This window comes from Pseudoalteromonas ulvae UL12, from assembly GCF_014925405.1.
GTDB classification, from domain to species: domain Bacteria; phylum Pseudomonadota; class Gammaproteobacteria; order Enterobacterales; family Alteromonadaceae; genus Pseudoalteromonas; species Pseudoalteromonas ulvae.
In genome coordinates, this window is record NZ_AQHJ01000022.1 from 145,924 (window position 1) to 162,381 (window position 16,458).

13 protein-coding genes and 11 tRNA genes are annotated in these 16,458 nt (G+C 43.7%); 20 read left to right on the forward strand and 4 right to left on the reverse strand.

Annotation, left to right across the window (positions count from 1 at the left end; genetic code table 11):
- Positions 1-71 precede the first annotated feature (71 nt).
- Positions 72-737, reverse strand: a complete 666-nt coding sequence (gene queE / locus PULV_RS02805; protein WP_086742994.1) for a 7-carboxy-7-deazaguanine synthase QueE — start codon at positions 735-737, stop codon at positions 72-74.
- 151 nt (positions 738-888) lie between these two features.
- Between queE and queC the strand changes: the two genes are divergently transcribed.
- Complete coding sequence (gene queC, locus PULV_RS02810) at positions 889-1,548, forward strand: 7-cyano-7-deazaguanine synthase QueC (RefSeq protein WP_086742993.1); 660 nt, start codon at positions 889-891, stop codon at positions 1,546-1,548.
- Positions 1,549-1,793: 245 nt separating this feature from the next.
- Positions 1,794-2,036: a hypothetical protein gene (locus PULV_RS02815; RefSeq protein WP_086742992.1), complete on the forward strand. Its 243-nt coding sequence runs from the start codon at positions 1,794-1,796 to the stop codon at positions 2,034-2,036.
- Between the two features lie 32 nt (positions 2,037-2,068).
- On the opposite strand, the gene PULV_RS02820 is transcribed toward PULV_RS02815, so the two are convergent.
- The 3 genes from PULV_RS02820 to PULV_RS02830 are packed head-to-tail and all read right to left on the reverse strand — an operon-like array spanning position 2,069 to position 6,352.
- Positions 2,069-2,998 (reverse strand): class I SAM-dependent methyltransferase, encoded by a 930-nt coding sequence (locus tag PULV_RS02820; RefSeq protein WP_086742991.1) that lies wholly within the window; start codon positions 2,996-2,998, stop codon positions 2,069-2,071.
- Positions 2,991-4,982: an excinuclease ABC subunit UvrB gene (uvrB, locus tag PULV_RS02825; RefSeq protein WP_086742990.1), complete on the reverse strand. Its 1,992-nt coding sequence runs from the start codon at positions 4,980-4,982 to the stop codon at positions 2,991-2,993. Before uvrB ends, PULV_RS02820 begins: the two co-directional genes overlap by 8 nt.
- A complete protein-coding gene (locus tag PULV_RS02830; RefSeq protein WP_193330886.1) occupies positions 4,979-6,352 on the reverse strand; it encodes an MATE family efflux transporter in 1,374 nt (457 codons plus the stop codon). Before PULV_RS02830 ends, uvrB begins: the two co-directional genes overlap by 4 nt.
- A gap of 857 nt (positions 6,353-7,209) precedes the next feature.
- Between PULV_RS02830 and PULV_RS02835 the strand changes: the two genes are divergently transcribed.
- The 18 genes from PULV_RS02835 (at position 7,210) to PULV_RS02920 (ending at position 16,438) form a co-directional block, all read left to right on the forward strand.
- A tRNA-Asn gene (locus PULV_RS02835) sits at positions 7,210-7,286 on the forward strand.
- Between the two features lie 23 nt (positions 7,287-7,309).
- Positions 7,310-7,386: transfer RNA gene (locus PULV_RS02840), tRNA-Asn, on the forward strand.
- 23 nt (positions 7,387-7,409) lie between these two features.
- Positions 7,410-7,486: transfer RNA gene (locus PULV_RS02845), tRNA-Asn, on the forward strand.
- A 23-nt stretch (positions 7,487-7,509) separates the two neighbouring features.
- A tRNA-Asn gene (locus tag PULV_RS02850) sits at positions 7,510-7,586 on the forward strand.
- A 23-nt stretch (positions 7,587-7,609) separates the two neighbouring features.
- A tRNA-Asn gene (locus PULV_RS02855) sits at positions 7,610-7,686 on the forward strand.
- A 23-nt stretch (positions 7,687-7,709) separates the two neighbouring features.
- Positions 7,710-7,786, forward strand: a tRNA-Asn gene (locus PULV_RS02860).
- Positions 7,787-7,809: 23 nt separating this feature from the next.
- Positions 7,810-7,886 (forward strand) — tRNA-Asn (locus PULV_RS02865).
- Positions 7,887-7,909: 23 nt separating this feature from the next.
- Positions 7,910-7,986: transfer RNA gene (locus PULV_RS02870), tRNA-Asn, on the forward strand.
- Between the two features lie 23 nt (positions 7,987-8,009).
- Positions 8,010-8,086: transfer RNA gene (locus PULV_RS02875), tRNA-Asn, on the forward strand.
- 21 nt (positions 8,087-8,107) lie between these two features.
- Positions 8,108-8,184 (forward strand) — tRNA-Asn (locus PULV_RS02880).
- A 26-nt stretch (positions 8,185-8,210) separates the two neighbouring features.
- Positions 8,211-8,287: transfer RNA gene (locus PULV_RS02885), tRNA-Asn, on the forward strand.
- 152 nt (positions 8,288-8,439) lie between these two features.
- Entirely contained in the window at positions 8,440-10,368 is a 1,929-nt protein-coding gene (locus PULV_RS02890; protein WP_193330887.1) for an EAL domain-containing protein, read from the forward strand.
- 152 nt (positions 10,369-10,520) lie between these two features.
- Positions 10,521-11,102, forward strand: coding sequence for an electron transport complex subunit RsxA (gene rsxA, locus PULV_RS02895; protein ID WP_086742987.1), 582 nt, complete (start codon positions 10,521-10,523; stop codon positions 11,100-11,102).
- Complete coding sequence (gene rsxB / locus PULV_RS02900; RefSeq protein ID WP_193330888.1) at positions 11,102-11,656, forward strand: electron transport complex subunit RsxB; 555 nt, start codon at positions 11,102-11,104, stop codon at positions 11,654-11,656. Before rsxA ends, rsxB begins: the two co-directional genes overlap by 1 nt.
- Positions 11,657-11,665: 9 nt before the next feature.
- A complete protein-coding gene (rsxC, locus tag PULV_RS02905) occupies positions 11,666-14,050 on the forward strand; it encodes an electron transport complex subunit RsxC (RefSeq protein WP_193330889.1) in 2,385 nt (794 codons plus the stop codon).
- Positions 14,047-15,105: an electron transport complex subunit RsxD gene (gene rsxD / locus PULV_RS02910; protein WP_193330890.1), complete on the forward strand. Its 1,059-nt coding sequence runs from the start codon at positions 14,047-14,049 to the stop codon at positions 15,103-15,105. Before rsxC ends, rsxD begins: the two co-directional genes overlap by 4 nt.
- Positions 15,102-15,740, forward strand: a complete 639-nt coding sequence (gene rsxG, locus PULV_RS02915) for an electron transport complex subunit RsxG (protein ID WP_193330891.1) — start codon at positions 15,102-15,104, stop codon at positions 15,738-15,740. The genes rsxD and rsxG overlap by 4 nt, the downstream gene beginning before the upstream one ends.
- A complete protein-coding gene (locus tag PULV_RS02920; RefSeq protein WP_086742982.1) occupies positions 15,737-16,438 on the forward strand; it encodes an electron transport complex subunit E in 702 nt (233 codons plus the stop codon). Before rsxG ends, PULV_RS02920 begins: the two co-directional genes overlap by 4 nt.
- Positions 16,439-16,458: the final 20 nt, after the last annotated feature.

The window sequence follows — 16,458 nt, forward strand, 5'->3', positions numbered from 1 at the left end:
CTGTTGATCTTTTGTGATTAAATTTTGTTCGAGATGAAAGCGTTTTTATCGCCCCGAGCAGTGTATAGCCCCTAGTTAATCCCTAAGTACTTATGCACCTGAACAGATAACCGCCAATTTTTCTGTGTACATACTTCGATTGCCAACTGTGTCGCTTTGGCTTTTTGTGAAATCGGTTGCAAGTAAATCAATTTGGGTGAAACCCCACACGCTTCAATCAGCTGTTCAAGTTCTTCAACATGTTTCATCATGGCAATAGGATGCTTAATTTCATTAGCACGTTCCATGGCACTTTTAAGCACTGGATAACCACCACGCATATTAATTTTCGGTGACACCGTCACCCAAGTTTTAGCAGGGACTTTGATTTCAAACGTACCACTGGTTTCAACTTGCGTATCATACCCCGCTGCATGTAACCCTTCACATAATGGGTTTAAGTCATACATGCACGGCTCTCCACCTGTGATCACTATGTGTTTAGCTCTGTAGCCTTTTTCAGTAAAGATAGCTAACAGCTGCGCCACTGACACATCTGCCCATAACTCCGAGTCGGCTTTTTTTTCAACCGTTTTTTCTAAATCGACTTTATAGGTATCTGATGTTTCCCAAGTTTGCTTTGTATCACACCAAGCACAACCAACGGGACATCCTTGTAAACGGACAAAAATCGCAGGAACACCCGTGAAACTTGCCTCGCCTTGGATGGTTTCAAATATTTCATTAATTTTATACAAAAAAAACTTCCTATAACTGCACGCACTCAGACGTAAAACGATAAAAACGGCCTAAATAAGATATTAAGCACTGAAAATTGTTATTTTGCCGATGAACGTGTAATATATCGCGCCCTGACAAAACCTCTATTATACCCAGAGCGAGACGATTATGCCGCAAAAAGTTGTTGTTATTTATTCCGGAGGAATGGATTCTTTTACTGTGCTTAATAAAGCCATCAACCAAGGCCACGAAGTCTATGCCCTATCGTTCGATTATGGTCAGCGTCACGTAAAAGAGCTCGAAGTGGCAGCTAACGTTTGTAAACAATTAAATGTTCCACATAAAATTGTCGATATTTCTGCTATTAATCAGTTAATTGGCGGCTCTTCATTGACTGATGACATTGATGTTCCTGAGGGACATTATGAAGAAGAAAGCATGAAAAGCACCATAGTCCCAAACCGGAATATGATTTTACTCTCACTAGCTGTCGGGTATGCCGTGTCGCTGAAGGCCAGTCAGGTCTATTATGGTGCGCATTCAGGCGATCATGCTATTTACCCAGATTGTCGCCCAGAATTCGTTAAAAAAATGGATGATGTGTGCAAAATAGCCAACTACGATGCCGTTGAAATCATCAGCCCTTATCTAAACAACACCAAAATAGATATTTTAACTGATGGCTTAAAAATGGGTTTAGATTACAGCCAAACATGGACCTGTTATAACGGTCGTCAAAAAGCATGTGGCAAATGTGGTGCGTGCCAAGAGCGCCTCGAAGCGTTTTCATTAAATAACGTCTCCGATCCCCTCGAATACGAAGCATAAGTTTATCGCCCTGTTTATCAGGGCTTTTTTATCTCTTTCCTTTTTTAATTACACGCTTTTTATTCTCTATAAAAAGCAGACTCATTATATTTACTTACACTTTACTGAGTCGATTGAACGATCATTTTGCGCAATAATGACTTTTGTCAGTTGGCAACTGGGCCAATATTATTAATACTGAACCCTCACGTTAAATTACGTTCGCGATGACATGATTCATCTCGGCTAACATGCAGGAGCACATTATGAATGGCACAACAATGATAGTCCTCATTGTCTTTATTTCCGTTGGCTTTGGGGTCATTTTCGATATGTATAAGAAACATCTCGAATTTAAAGAAAAAACGCTCGCTCACAATAGTGAAAGCGATGAAGAAAAAAAACAGCTCAAGCAACAGTTATCTGCATTAACTGAACGTGTGCAGGTACTCGAAAAAATAGTCACAGATAAAAACTATTCTCTAAAAGAAGAAATCGATCAGCTCTAAGCACTGATCGATTACGGCTTTTTAGCCTCGTATTACGCGCGTGTGTACACGAGTGCTTTGAGGCTGCGATCTGTATCAACCTCGATAAAATTAGGGGCTGGCTCTAAACGGTGCATAAATGTTAAACGACTGTCACAATGTTCAGCAATCAAGTCTTTAAATGCTTGCTCTGATAATTCAGGACTGTTTGCACAAAATAAGACATGGGCATTGTCGGTGAGTAACTCGGGCACACGGCGGATAATTTTTTGGTAGTCTTTTGTCAGCACAAAGCTGCCTTTTTGGAAGCTAGGTGGATCGACTACCACTAGATCATAAGGGCCCATCTTTTTTAATTTACCAAACGATTTTAAAATATCATGGGGTAAGTAGCTGACATTTCGATCCACATCATTTAATTGATGGTTAATTTTACCTATTCGCAGCACGCCTTTATTCATATCCATGTTCACCACACGATCAGCGCCGCCTTTCATAGCTGCAACCGAAAAACCACAGGTGTAAGAAAATAAATTCAGTACATTGGCGTGCTGTGCATGATTCATTACAAACTGTCGCCCTTCGCGCATATCTGGAAAAATGCCAGTATTTTGGTGACGAGTCAGTTCGACCTGATATTTCACTCCTAGCTCTTGGATCACAAACGCGCCGGGATCTTCACCCATTAAGATTGTGGTCTGCGTCTGCTGCCCTGCGCGATGTTGATAAATCATTCCGGTAATGGCGTTAGGCCAATGCGCATTGATAGTGTCAAGCAACACAGTGTTTAATTGTGCCAGCTGCACTTGCGTGAGCGGCTCGTAGGCACTGATAAACAAATAAGGTGGATAAAAATCGACATTTAAGTGGCTAAGTTCGGCAATAGTATGGCCACGGCCATGAAAAACCCGCTGCAACTCTTCACTGTGAATATCGGCTTTAACCAGTGCATCGCAAATAGGCGTAAAATCTAAATTAGGCATGAATTAAACTATGTTGTAATTGTTGGATTTGATCACGAAGTTGCGCGGCTTTTTCAAACTCAAGCTCACGAGCATGTGATAACATTTGACTTTCAAGGGTCTTAATTTGATCTGCAATCTGACCAGGGGAAAGCTGCGAACTAAGCGCAGGTGCGCTCTGTGTATGTTGCCCTTTGACATCCTCCCCCACATCCATGATGTCTGTGACTTTTTTATTTAAAGCAACGGGTACTTTGCCATGTTTGATATTATACGCATGTTGGATTTCACGGCGGCGCTCCGTTTCTTCGATAGCTTTGGCCATTGATTTAGTGATTTTATCACCATATAAAATCGCCCGGCCACTTAAATGACGTGCGGCACGACCAATGGTTTGAATCAAAGAGCGCGTTGAACGCAAGAATCCTTCTTTATCAGCATCCAGAATAGCCACTAACGACACCTCTGGCATATCAAGGCCTTCTCTTAATAAGTTAATGCCCACTAACACATCAAATACACCTAAACGAAGGTCTCGAATGATTTCGATTCTTTCAACTGTATCTATGTCTGAATGAAGATAACGCACTTTTACATCATGTTCTGACAGGTAATCCGTTAAATCTTCAGCCATCCGTTTAGTGAGTGTCGTGACCAAAACTCGCTCTTTAAGCGCGACGCGTTTGTAGATTTCAGACAATAAATCATCGACTTGAGTGCTAACAGGACGCACTTCAATTTCTGGATCGAGCAGCCCGGTTGGACGAATAACTTGCTCAGCCACTTCACCGCATGAACGTTCTAATTCGTAATCACCGGGTGTCGCCGACACATAAATGGTTTGTGGTGCAATTGCTTCAAACTCATCAAACTTGAGTGGGCGGTTATCCATTGCAGAAGGCATACGAAAACCATATTCAACTAAGTTTTCTTTGCGGCTGCGATCCCCTTTGTACATCGCACCAATTTGTGACACCGTCACATGGGATTCATCGATGATCATCAAGCTATCATCTGGCAAATAATCCAATAAAGTAGGAGGTGGCTCGCCCGGCGCGCGTCCTGATAGATAACGGCTATAGTTTTCAACTCCAGAACAATAACCAAGCTCGACCATCATCTCAATATCATATTGAGTACGCTGCGTGACACGCTGTTCTTCAACTAATTTATTGTGCTTAAGTAAAAATTCGCGATGTTCTTTAAGCTCTGCTTTTATCGCTTCGGTAGCATTTAAAATCGTTTCTCGCGGTGTCACATAATGGGATTTTGGGTAAATTGTTGCACGGACAATGTGCTTTTCGACTGCGCCAGTCAGGGGATCAAAAATGCTTAAACGCTCAATTTCGTCATCAAACATTTCAACGCGAATAGCGTACGTTTCTGATTCTGCTGGAAAGATATCAACTACCTCCCCTCGTACACGATAAGTAGCACGTTGAAAGTCAATATCATTACGAGTGTATTGCAGTTCAGACAAACGCCTTAACATATCACGCTGATTAACCGTTTCGCCCACTTTAAGTAACAGCATCATTTTCATGTATGAATCTGGATCGCCCAGACCATAAATCGCTGACACTGACGCAACAATAATTACGTCACGACGCTCTAACAGTGCCTTAGTGGCTGATAAGCGCATCTGCTCAATATGTTCATTAATTGACGCATCTTTTTCAATAAATGTGTCACTGGCAACAACGTACGCTTCGGGCTGATAATAGTCATAATAAGAAACAAAATATTCAACCGCGTTGTTCGGAAAAAACTCCTTCATCTCACCATAAAGCTGAGCAGCGAGTGTTTTATTGTGCGCCATGATAATGGTTGGACGGTTTAAATCATGGATGATATTGGCCATCGTAAAGGTTTTACCCGTGCCCGTTGCACCTAATAATGTTTGGTGTGCCAACCCGGCTTCAAGTCCTTCGCACAGCTGTTTAATGGCTGTCGGCTGGTCGCCATCAGGGGTAAACTCAGAGACTAACTCAAAGACGTCACTCATACTAAACACTCTTGAGATTGTTGTTGGTTTACTTTTTCAAGATACTTAATAAACCAACGGTAAGCGATACACGCAGTAAAGATATTGCCAATAACAGCACCCACGAATAACCCTTCTAAACCAGCAACGATGCTGCCAACATAGGCAAAGGGTAAATAAAAGATAAACAGACGGATCACACTTAAAATAAGCGCATTCATAGGTTGGTGTAAGGCATTAAATGATGAATTCGTCAAAATGATGATCCCTTGAATACCGTAACCCAAAGGCAATACCCACATAAAGAGCTTAATCACTTCGATAACATGAGGATCATCGGCAAACGCACGGCTTAACCAATGAGATGTCGCAATCAGCAGCACATAAATTGCAAACTGCCACACCATAATAAACTTCAAAGTTGCTTTATAAGCATATTGAACGCGGTCGAGTTTTTGTGCCCCAAAGTTTTGACTAATAAACGGCGGAAGCGTCATCGATAGCGCCAATACCACGAGACAAGCGATGGATTCAATCCGGCTCCCCACTCCAAACGCTGCCACTGCAGTTTCTCCATGACGTGCAACTAACGCAGTCATTACCGCCATAGCAATCGGTGTGAGCATATTTGCACTGGCGGCCGGAAAACCAATTTTGAGTATCTTTTTTGCCGCGCGGAAAAAAGTTTGCTGCCCCGCATCAAGGCTTAATAACTGTTTTTGAGCAATCAGAATATATAAAATTAAAACAACTGCCGAGCTCCAAGCGATCACGCTGGCAATCGCCGCCCCTTGAATCCCCAGAGCAGGCACTGGCCCAAAGCCAAAAATCAAGATAGGATCTAAAACAGCATTTACTATACCCGCAAACCCCATGATAATACTCGGCGTTTTGGTATCGCCACTGGCTCTTAGCACTGCGTTGCCGATCATCGGCGTAATCAAAATCACACTGCCAATAAACCACACCGACATATAATCGTATATATAAGGCATTAAACGCTCACTGGCCCCCAACCAACCAAAGATAATGTCTATTGCCAAATAACCTATAAACGCTAACACTGCGACCATTAACGCTGACACAATTAATGCCACTACTCCATCATACCGTGCTTCATCAAGGTTTTTTGACCCGAGGGCTTTTGCAATCACCGCAGAAGTACCGATGCTTAAACCAATAGCGAGGCTAATCACAGTAAATGTCACAGGAAACGTAAAACTAATTGCAGCTAATGGTTCTGTGCCCAGTAGACTAACAAAAAAGGTATCAACTAAATTGAATAACATCAGCGTGATCATTCCAAACAACATTGGGATGGTCATTTTGCGCAGAGTCAAAGAAATAGGATCGGAGAGTAAATCTGGTTTCGGTGATGATTGAGTTTGCATACTGACGCCATTTTTTCAGGGATGGCTATTCTAAAACATCCAGCCAAGGGCTTCTATCTAAATCGATAAAATAATGCGCTTAAATTGCAACACAATATTTAACTCTTTGTCTGTGTTGTGCTCAGTAAATAACTGTGAATAAAAAATATCAGGCTCCAGCCCATCACCTTTGCCAAAAATACATAATCAACACCGAAAATTTACATGTTAGTAACAACTAGCGCTGTAAGTGTTTTATTTTTGCACAATCATTTCAAATCAATTACAACCACTTAAATAAAGCAAAAGATTTGTCATTAAATAGTTTGACTTTAATAACTAACTGAAAATAAAAGAATAAATAAATATGAAATAAATCTTGATCTCGCTGTATCGCTGGCAAACAAAGGCCTGAATTCACTTTTAAAAGTTTCATAAACAGAGTTATCCACAGAAACCGTGGATAACTAATTCCAAGCCTTATTCTATAAGGCTTATAAAAAAACGGACCCTTTTTACCCTTTTTTATTTACAAACGAGTCTAACTTCAGGGCATTTTTTTCGATATGAAAAGTGCTTTTATGTTTAATCTACTTACCTACACTTTTTTACGTACACTTTGCTCAAATAGTTTTCTGCACACAGAGCTTTTATTTCTCTGTAATACCTTTTAATGTCTCTGTAATACGCTTGAGAGTGCAACCATCCTATTGTGAGGTGCAAAATAAACTGCTCAATTTAAAAACAAAAACGTCAAAAACCCAGCTTATTGAGTAGAAAACAAGCGAACAAACCTAATTATTGAATTATTACAATATTAGTTGTTGACACTTTGCAGTGCGGTCATTAATATTTCGCCCCGTTGAGAGACACACGCTTCCCCCTTAGCTCAGTTGGTTAGAGCGACGGACTGTTAATCCGCAGGTCCCCCGTTCGAGTCGGGGAGGGGGAGCCAAGTTTCTAGACACTTTATGTAGTTCCCCCTTAGCTCAGTTGGTTAGAGCGACGGACTGTTAATCCGCAGGTCCCCCGTTCGAGTCGGGGAGGGGGAGCCAAGTTTCTAGACACTTTATGTAGTTCCCCCTTAGCTCAGTTGGTTAGAGCGACGGACTGTTAATCCGCAGGTCCCCCGTTCGAGTCGGGGAGGGGGAGCCAAGTTTCTAGACACTTTATGTAGTTCCCCCTTAGCTCAGTTGGTTAGAGCGACGGACTGTTAATCCGCAGGTCCCCCGTTCGAGTCGGGGAGGGGGAGCCAAGTTTCTAGACACTTTATGTAGTTCCCCCTTAGCTCAGTTGGTTAGAGCGACGGACTGTTAATCCGCAGGTCCCCCGTTCGAGTCGGGGAGGGGGAGCCAAGTTTCTAGACACTTTATGTAGTTCCCCCTTAGCTCAGTTGGTTAGAGCGACGGACTGTTAATCCGCAGGTCCCCCGTTCGAGTCGGGGAGGGGGAGCCAAGTTTCTAGACACTTTATGTAGTTCCCCCTTAGCTCAGTTGGTTAGAGCGACGGACTGTTAATCCGCAGGTCCCCCGTTCGAGTCGGGGAGGGGGAGCCAAGTTTCTAGACACTTTATGTAGTTCCCCCTTAGCTCAGTTGGTTAGAGCGACGGACTGTTAATCCGCAGGTCCCCCGTTCGAGTCGGGGAGGGGGAGCCAAGTTTCTAGACACTTTATGTAGTTCCCCCTTAGCTCAGTTGGTTAGAGCGACGGACTGTTAATCCGCAGGTCCCCCGTTCGAGTCGGGGAGGGGGAGCCAACTACATACTACATATATTGTTCCCCCTTAGCTCAGTTGGTTAGAGCGACGGACTGTTAATCCGCAGGTCCCCCGTTCGAGTCGGGGAGGGGGAGCCAATTTAAGTACACTGCCCTATTTTAGTTCCCCCTTAGCTCAGTTGGTTAGAGCGACGGACTGTTAATCCGCAGGTCCCCCGTTCGAGTCGGGGAGGGGGAGCCAAATCAAAACACCTATTCCCTACTCTTTTATATAGACATTTATTACTCTTTGCCTTAACCTTCTTATTTGAAATTTATTTGTTTAAGAATAGATATTTACCTGTCGGTAATCTAAATTTACCACTGTGAACAACTTAAAATAAGAAATGGACCATGGCTGGAACAACACGATTTTTTTTGCTTCAAATTTTCTTTTTTATCTCCTCCTTCACCATAGGCACTTATTTATTTGTCAGTAATTTGCAAAGCTTGGCTTCTCTACAGCAATTGCAAACGCAAAAAGCGGTTGATTACCATCTTAAAAACACCTCTTTAAATGTAGATGCAGAAACTCTCTCTACGCAGCTCATCATCACCTTTAATTTAAATCGTCTTATTATTAAAGATTTAGATGGAAATATACTTGATTCTGAACCAGGCCGAACCTCGCTCCCTGCCCTTGCTGATCTGATCCATAATTCGACTCCTCTCATTCGCCCACAATATGTGGTTAATAATGACAGCAATTTAAAATTAGAATTTACCATCAATCTGACAAACGAAATAGAATACGCACAAACTCAATTTTTTGTTTTTGTCTTTTTTATCATTACCTTGTCATTTGTGCCTTTTATAAGCGTGAAAACCATCATCAAACGCGCCCAAGAAAGCATTGGTAATAATATGTCCTTATTAGTCGACAGCTTTATAGAAAAAAATGATAAGAACAGTCAACTTGATACCAGTATTGCCAAACAAAGTGTATCGGCCATTTTTCCAAGCATTGTGCGCCTCAATACTTACCTAAAGCGTAAACAACAAGAAATCGAAAATTCTGCACTCTCAATCAAGCAACAAGCATTTAAAGATTCCGTCACCGAGCTGGGTAACCGAAATCTATTTGTTGAGTATTATGAACAAAATATCGAAAATACCGAAGTAAATCAGTTCGGTACACTGGCTATGGTACGCTGCAGTGAGTTACAGCTTATTAATCAGACCCGCGGTTTTCATCACGGTGATGAATATATTAAAGAAGTCGCTCAGTTATTACTTAAAGCCGCAGGCACCTATGCAGGTGCGACATGTTACCGTTTAAATAGCTCTGATTTTGCCGTTTTATTGCCTAATATTCCGATTAAAGAATCAGAGCGATTTGGACAAGACTTACAAGCAAAATTCACAGAATACCAACGCGGCGTCGAGCTCAGCTCAGTGGCCAACACTGGAATTGTTTCATACTCATCCACTAAGCCGCTTGGGGAATTATTATCACAGGTGGATACGGCACTTAGTTTAGCCCAAAGCAAACAAGTCAATGCATGGCACGTCCAAAAAGAAAGTGACTTAATGGACAATGTCAGCGCGAATTTTGGCAATCAAAATTGGCGTACCGTGATTGACGATGTCTTAAATAATTCTCGCGTGCAATTATTAATACAAACAATCATGCCAACAAATCGCAGCGCCCGTGTGTACTCTGAAATACTCGCTCGCTTTAAAACTGCCGAAGATCAAATACTGCCCACAGCATCGTTTTTGGCCATGGCAGAAAAACTCGACCAAATTTTTCATGTTGACAAAATGATTGTTGAAGCCGCACTTAACTCAATCAAAACACTGAATTTAGCTGGGCAGTTTTTTGGCATTAACATTACTGCTCGAAGCGCTCATGATGAGCAATTTTTGATTTGGTTAGAGCGACGCCTACTAAAAGACAGCAATATTTCCAGTAAACTGATTTTTGAGATCAGTGAGTTTGGTTTACAGCAAAACGTTAAAGCCAGTAAGCGTTTTATTGATATGATCCACCGCGTTGGTGCACGGATCACTGTCGAGCGCTTTGGGGTTGGTTTAACCTCTTTTAAATTTTTCCGAGATTTAAAACCCGACTTTATTAAAATGGACGCCTCTTATACTCGAGGCCTTGAAGAAGATAAAAACAATCAATACTTTATGCGCTTAATCGTTGATTTAGCCCACCGAATTGGCGTGACCGTTCTGGCCGAAGGTGTTGAAAGCCAGGAAGAAAAGCACATTGTTGAGCAACTTTGTCTTGATGGCGCGCAAGGCTACTACATTGAAAAACCACGCGAAATTTAAGGTTATTACTCTGTAATTCGACGCATTTATGGTCTGTTCGGCCGTAAATGCGATTTATTGCTATTTTTACCCAGCAATCTCCCCTTTCAAGTTGTTAAATCCCGAAGAAAACTGGATAATAAGCCAGTTTTTTAATGTGCTGGAAGTCAACCATGTCAGAATACCTGTTACTTTTAATAGCAACAGTGCTGGTTAATAATTTCGTTTTAGTCCAATTCTTAGGACTTTGTCCCTTTATGGGCGTCTCTGGAAAACTCGAAACAGCCATCGGCATGTCATTGGCCACCACATTTGTTCTTACGCTGGCCTCTGTGACCAGTTACCTCGTCAGCCATTATATTTTAATGCCGTTGGATCTCGAGTTTTTACGGACGATGAGTTTTATCTTAGTGATCGCTGTTGTGGTCCAATTTACTGAAATGGTCGTAAAAAAGACCAGTCCAACGCTTTATCGGTTATTAGGTATTTTTTTACCGCTGATCACCACAAACTGTGCAGTACTGGGTGTGGCACTGTTGAATATTAATAAAAACCATAATTTCATCCAATCCGCTATTTACGGATTTGGCGCTGCGGTTGGTTTTTCTCTGGTGCTGATATTATTTGCAGCATTACGAGAACGATTAAGTGCAGCAGATGTTCCCCTCCCTTTCAAAGGCGCATCGATTGCAATGATTACCGCAGGGTTGATGTCAATGGCATTCATGGGTTTTACAGGTTTGGTTAAGTTTTAATGATTCTAGTTTACGCACTTATTTCTCTTGGAGTTCTTGCTCTTTTATTCGGTTTAATACTCGGCTACGCCGCCATTAAATACCGCGTCGAAGGCAATCCTATTGTTGAACAAATTGATGCTATTTTGCCACAAACACAATGCGGCCAATGTGGTTACCCGGGCTGTCGTCCCTATGCCGAAGCGATTGCGAACGGGGATGAGGTTAATAAATGCCCTCCCGGAGGCGAAGCAACTGTAAAAGAACTGGCCGATTTGATGGGAGTAGAAGCCAAACCTCTTGCCGGAGGAGAAGCAAAAGAGCCAATCAAAACAGTGGCGTATATTCGCGAAGACGAATGTATCGGCTGTACAAAGTGCATCCAAGCCTGCCCTGTCGATGCCATTATTGGCGCGACAAGACAAATGCACACTGTACTAATTGATGAATGCACCGGCTGTGACCTCTGCGTCGAACCTTGCCCTGTTGATTGCATCGATATGTTGCCAGTGAAAACAACCAGCCAAAATTGGAAATGGCAGCTCGATGCTATTCCAGTCACACAGATTGACTAAGAGGTAGTCGTGGATAATTTACTCAATCAAATTGATCGTGGTGTGCTGTGGCAATATCCAGGTGGGATCCATCCCCAAACGCATAAAAAGCTATCTAATCAAACTGCAATTAACCAAGCTATTATTCCGGCTCTTTTAACCGTGCCGTTGAAACAACATATCGGTAGCCATGGTACTTTAATCGTTAATAAAGGGGATGTTGTCCTAAAAGGTCAGCCCTTAACTCAAGCCAAAGGGCATTGGGCAGTGCCTGTGCATGCCCCAACCTCAGGCACTATTATTGATATTGCACCAAACACATCCGCTCATCCTTCAGCGCTTCCAGAATTGAGCATTATGATCGAACCCGATCACCAAGATTCCTGGGCTGAACTTGAACCGTGTCCAGATTGGGCAACCCTCGAAAAAGATCATTTAGTAGAAAAAATACGCCTTGCGGGCATTAGTGGTATGGGCGGAGCGGGTTTTGCGACTTACGTTAAAGCTCAGACACAGCAAAATATTGAGTATTTGATCATCAACGGAGTCGAATGTGAGCCTTATATCACGGCAGATGATCGTCTGATGCAAGAACATGCCGAGCAAATTATCCAAGGCTGCCTCATTCTTGCTCATGTTCTAACACCTAGTCGTATTATCATCGGAATCGAAAACGATAAACCCGATGCCATCGCGGCGATGAATGCCGCGGCTGCCAATTATCCCGAAATATTGGTTCGTGCTATTCCGACAAAATACCCAAGTGGCGGCGAAAAACAACTCATTCAAGTGCTGACTGGGCGCGAAGTACCCAGCACTAAGTTACCCAGTGATATTGGCATCGTCGTGCAAAACGTCGCAACCATGTTCGCGATAGAACAAGCGGTTGTTTGCGGCAAACCTTTGATTGAACGAGTGGTCACCGTAACCGGCCAAACCATCAAACAACCCGGTAATGCTTGGGTGTTACTTGGCACCCAAGTGCGCGATGTACTCATGGCGCACCAGTTTGAACCAGAGTCAGATCAACGCGTCATTATGGGAGGCCCGATGATGGGGTTCACCCTGCCGACCGTCAGAGTACCGGTGATCAAAACCACCAACTGCTTACTGGCCCCCAACACCATCGAAATGCCTTTTGCTGGTGATGAGCAAGCTTGTATCCGCTGCAGTGCTTGCGCTGATGCCTGCCCCGCAAGCCTATTACCGCAACAACTTCAATGGTTTGCCAAAAGCAAAGAACATGACAAGCTTGAAGAACACAATCTTTTTGATTGCATTGAATGTGGTGCATGTGCGTATGTGTGCCCAAGTGACATTCCGTTAGTCCAGTATTACCGAGTCGCTAAAGCCGAAATTAAAGAAGCAAAAGCCGATAAATTAAAAGCTGAGCGTGCAAAAGAACGCTTTGAAGCCCGAAATAGCCGGTTAGAACGCGAGCAAGCCGAACGACAAAACAGGCACAAACGCCAAGCACCTCGTGCCGCAGAACAAGACAAAGATAAAACAGACGCCGTTGCTGCAGCGCTTGCTCGAGCCAAAGCAAAACAGCAAACTGAATCGACCAGCAACGAAGAAGACTTTGCCGCTAAACGAGCGCAGAGAAAAGCTGAAGCACGGGCTTATAAAGAACAAAAACAGCCCGCAAATGCTGTAGAAGCTCCGAGCGTAGATGATAAAAAAGCTGCTGTGGCCGCTGCCATTGCTCGTGCAAAAGCGAAAAAACTCGCCGCACAAGAAAGTGACGCATCGGATGCTAACAACGAGGCAAGCCCAGTTGCTGTAGATGATAAAAAAGCTGCTGTGGCGGCCGCCATTGCCCGTGCAAAAGCGAAAAAACTCGCAGCACAAGAAAGTGACGCATCGGATGCAAACAACGATACAAGCCCAGCACCTACAGATGATAAAAAAGCTGCGGTGGCCGCTGCCATTGCTCGCGCAAAAGCGAAGAAACTCGCCGCCGCTCAGCAAAGCGAGCCTCACACTGAGCAGCCAAATACTGAGCAAATAGTTGAACCCACCAGCGAGCAAGACGATAAAAAAGCCAAAGTGGCGGCTGCCATTGCTCGCGCAAAAGCGAAAAAACTCGCCGCCGCTCAGCAAAGCGAGCCTCACACTGAGCAACCAAATACTGAACAAGTAGTTGAACCCACTAGTGAGCAAGACGATAAAAAAGCAAAAGTGGCCGCTGCCATTGCCCGCGCAAAAGCGAAAAAACTCGCAGCCGCTCAGCAAAGCGAGACTCACACTAAACAGCCGAAGATGGAGCAAGCTGTCGAGCCCACCAGCGAGCAGGACGATAAAAAAGCCAAAATAGCCGCTGCCATTGCCCGCGCGAAGGCGAAAAAACTCGCAGCCGCTCAACAAGCCAGTCAAACATCAACGCATACCAATGAGGATGACAGCCAATCATGAAACTCAACATGTTAAGTTCTCCCCATAGCCACAGTCAAAAATCACTGTCCTCTTTAATGATCAGCGTGATACTTGCCTGTATTCCGGGCCTTATTGCGATGTGGTATTTCTTTGGTTATGGCGTATTTATCCAATTAGCGTTAGCAATCGTCACAGCCATTAGTTGCGAAGCTGCGGTACTAAAATTGCGCAAACGATCCATACTGCCTTCATTAAAAGATTACAGCGCCGTGTTGACGGCGGTGCTACTGGCATTAAGTATCCCTTCGTTAGCACCTTGGTGGATTATTGTGATTGGTACTTTCTTTGCCATCACAATCGTAAAACAACTGTATGGCGGTTTAGGGTTTAACCTATTTAATCCAGCTATGGCCGCGTACGTGCTTTTGCTAATTTCTTTTCCGGTGCAAATGACTTCTTGGTTACCCATCGAAACCTTGCAAACTCATGCACTGAGTGCCGCTGATCACCTTTGGGTCGTGTTGACTGGTTTTAGCCAAAATGGCTTTAGCCTTGCTCAACTTAAACTCGATGTTGATGGCATCACCATGGCGACTCCACTTGATTCTCTCAAAACGGATCTCAACAAAGGATTAACCGTTACCGAAAGTATGCAACAGGCTGTTTTTGGTCAATTTGCAGGTCTTGGTTGGCAATGGGTTAATTTAGGTTTTCTGCTCGGCGGTGTATACCTGATAAAAGCAAAGGTTATAAACTGGCATATTCCAGTTTCCATTTTGGCGAGCATCACTGTTTGTGCGAGCATCGGCTACCTAATATCTCCTGATCAAACCGCAGGCCCTATTTTTCATTTATTAAGTGGCGCGACCATGTTTGCAGCATTTTTCATTGCCACCGATCCGGTCAGTGCTGCAACAACCAACAAAGGCCGTTTAATCTATGGCGCACTCATTGGCTTACTGATTTATATCATTCGAACTGTTGGCGGTTATCCGGACGCAGTGGCCTTTGCCGTATTATTACTTAATATGTCAGTGCCCTTAATCGATTATTACACTCAGCCGCGCACTTACGGCCATAGGAATGCCTTATGATATTGCCTTCTATGAGTAAAAATGGCGGTATTCTTGCTGCATTCGCTTTATTGACGACGGGAGCTGTGACCTTAGTTCAGTTAGCTACAGCCGATCAAATTGCCCTTCAAGAGCAAAAAAAGCTGATGAATACTCTATCTCAAGTGCTCCCTAGCACCCGCTATGATAATCAGCTCTATCTTGATTGCACGATTGTCAGTGCAGAAGCGCTTGGCACCTTAGCCCCACATACTATTTACCGTGCCCGTAAAGCAGGTGAAAACATCGCGTTACTGGTGCAAAGCACTGCGCCTGATGGCTACAGTGGCAAAATCGAAATACTTTCTGCGATCTATCGAGACGGTACAGTTGCAGGTGTGCGAGTACTTAATCACAAAGAAACACCGGGACTAGGTGATAAAGTCGAACCTGAAAAATCAGACTGGATCCACTCGTTTGTTGATCAACAGTTGCTCCTTACCGACGACAGTCGTTGGGCGGTTAAAAAAGATGGCGGGCAATTTGACCAATTCACCGGAGCCACCATCACGCCTCGTGCGGTGGTCAACAGTGTCAAATCAGCCAACACGTATGTACAAACTCATTTTGATGCCTTATTTGCCAAGCGCAATCAGTGCGACGGGAGCCAATCATGAATGACGCTTTAAAAACGATTACCGAGCAAGGACTCTGGAAAAACAACCCTGCCCTCGTTCAATTATTAGGCTTGTGCCCATTATTGGCCGTCACCGCGACCATCACCAACGCGCTTGGTTTAGGGCTTGCGACATTATTGGTTTTAATGGGTTCCAATATTACCGTTTCGTTAGTGCGTAACTGGGTACCAAAAGAAATCCGCATCCCCGTTTTTGTGATGATTATCGCCGCCTTTGTGACCATCATTGAATTATTGATGAACGCCTATACTTTTTCACTCTATCAATCCCTCGGGATTTTTATTCCTCTGATTGTCACCAATTGCGCCATTATTGGCCGCGCAGAAGCCTTTGCGTCAAAAAATACCGTGGCTTTATCAGCATGGGATGGTTTTATGATGGGTCTGGGTTTTACCTGTGTGTTAGTGGTACTTGGCGCTGTGCGAGAGCTGCTCGGCCAAGGAACCTTATTTGATGGCGCACATTTGCTATTAGGACAATGGGCGACCGTCTTGCGCATTGAAGTATTTGAATTCGACAGCCAGTTTTTACTCGCAATCTTACCGCCAGGGGCGTTCATCGCGATGGGATTTCTCATCGCAGCAAAAAATATCATCGATGAACAACTTAAAGCACACCAAGCACCGGTTGCACAACCAGAAAAGGGGCCTAGAGCAAGGGTCACTAGTTTAACTTAAGGGGAAGCGCATTATTGTAT

Excerpts from the sequence above, each read along its gene's own strand:
- queC (WP_086742993.1), top strand. The coding sequence starts at position 889 with ATGCCGCAAAAAGTTGTTGTTATTTATTCCGGAGGAATGGATTCTTTT.
- PULV_RS02815 (WP_086742992.1), top strand. The coding sequence starts at position 1,794 with ATGAATGGCACAACAATGATAGTCCTCATTGTCTTTATTTCCGTTGGC.
- PULV_RS02820 (WP_086742991.1), bottom strand. The coding sequence starts at position 2,998 with ATGCCTAATTTAGATTTTACGCCTATTTGCGATGCACTGGTTAAAGCC.
- uvrB (WP_086742990.1), bottom strand. The coding sequence starts at position 4,982 with ATGAGTGACGTCTTTGAGTTAGTCTCTGAGTTTACCCCTGATGGCGAC.
- PULV_RS02830 (WP_193330886.1), bottom strand. The coding sequence starts at position 6,352 with ATGCAAACTCAATCATCACCGAAACCAGATTTACTCTCCGATCCTATT.
- PULV_RS02890 (WP_193330887.1), top strand. The coding sequence starts at position 8,440 with ATGGCTGGAACAACACGATTTTTTTTGCTTCAAATTTTCTTTTTTATC.
- rsxA (WP_086742987.1), top strand. The coding sequence starts at position 10,521 with ATGTCAGAATACCTGTTACTTTTAATAGCAACAGTGCTGGTTAATAAT.
- rsxB (WP_193330888.1), top strand. The coding sequence starts at position 11,102 with ATGATTCTAGTTTACGCACTTATTTCTCTTGGAGTTCTTGCTCTTTTA.
- rsxD (WP_193330890.1), top strand. The coding sequence starts at position 14,047 with ATGAAACTCAACATGTTAAGTTCTCCCCATAGCCACAGTCAAAAATCA.
- rsxG (WP_193330891.1), top strand. The coding sequence starts at position 15,102 with ATGATATTGCCTTCTATGAGTAAAAATGGCGGTATTCTTGCTGCATTC.
- PULV_RS02920 (WP_086742982.1), top strand. The coding sequence starts at position 15,737 with ATGAATGACGCTTTAAAAACGATTACCGAGCAAGGACTCTGGAAAAAC.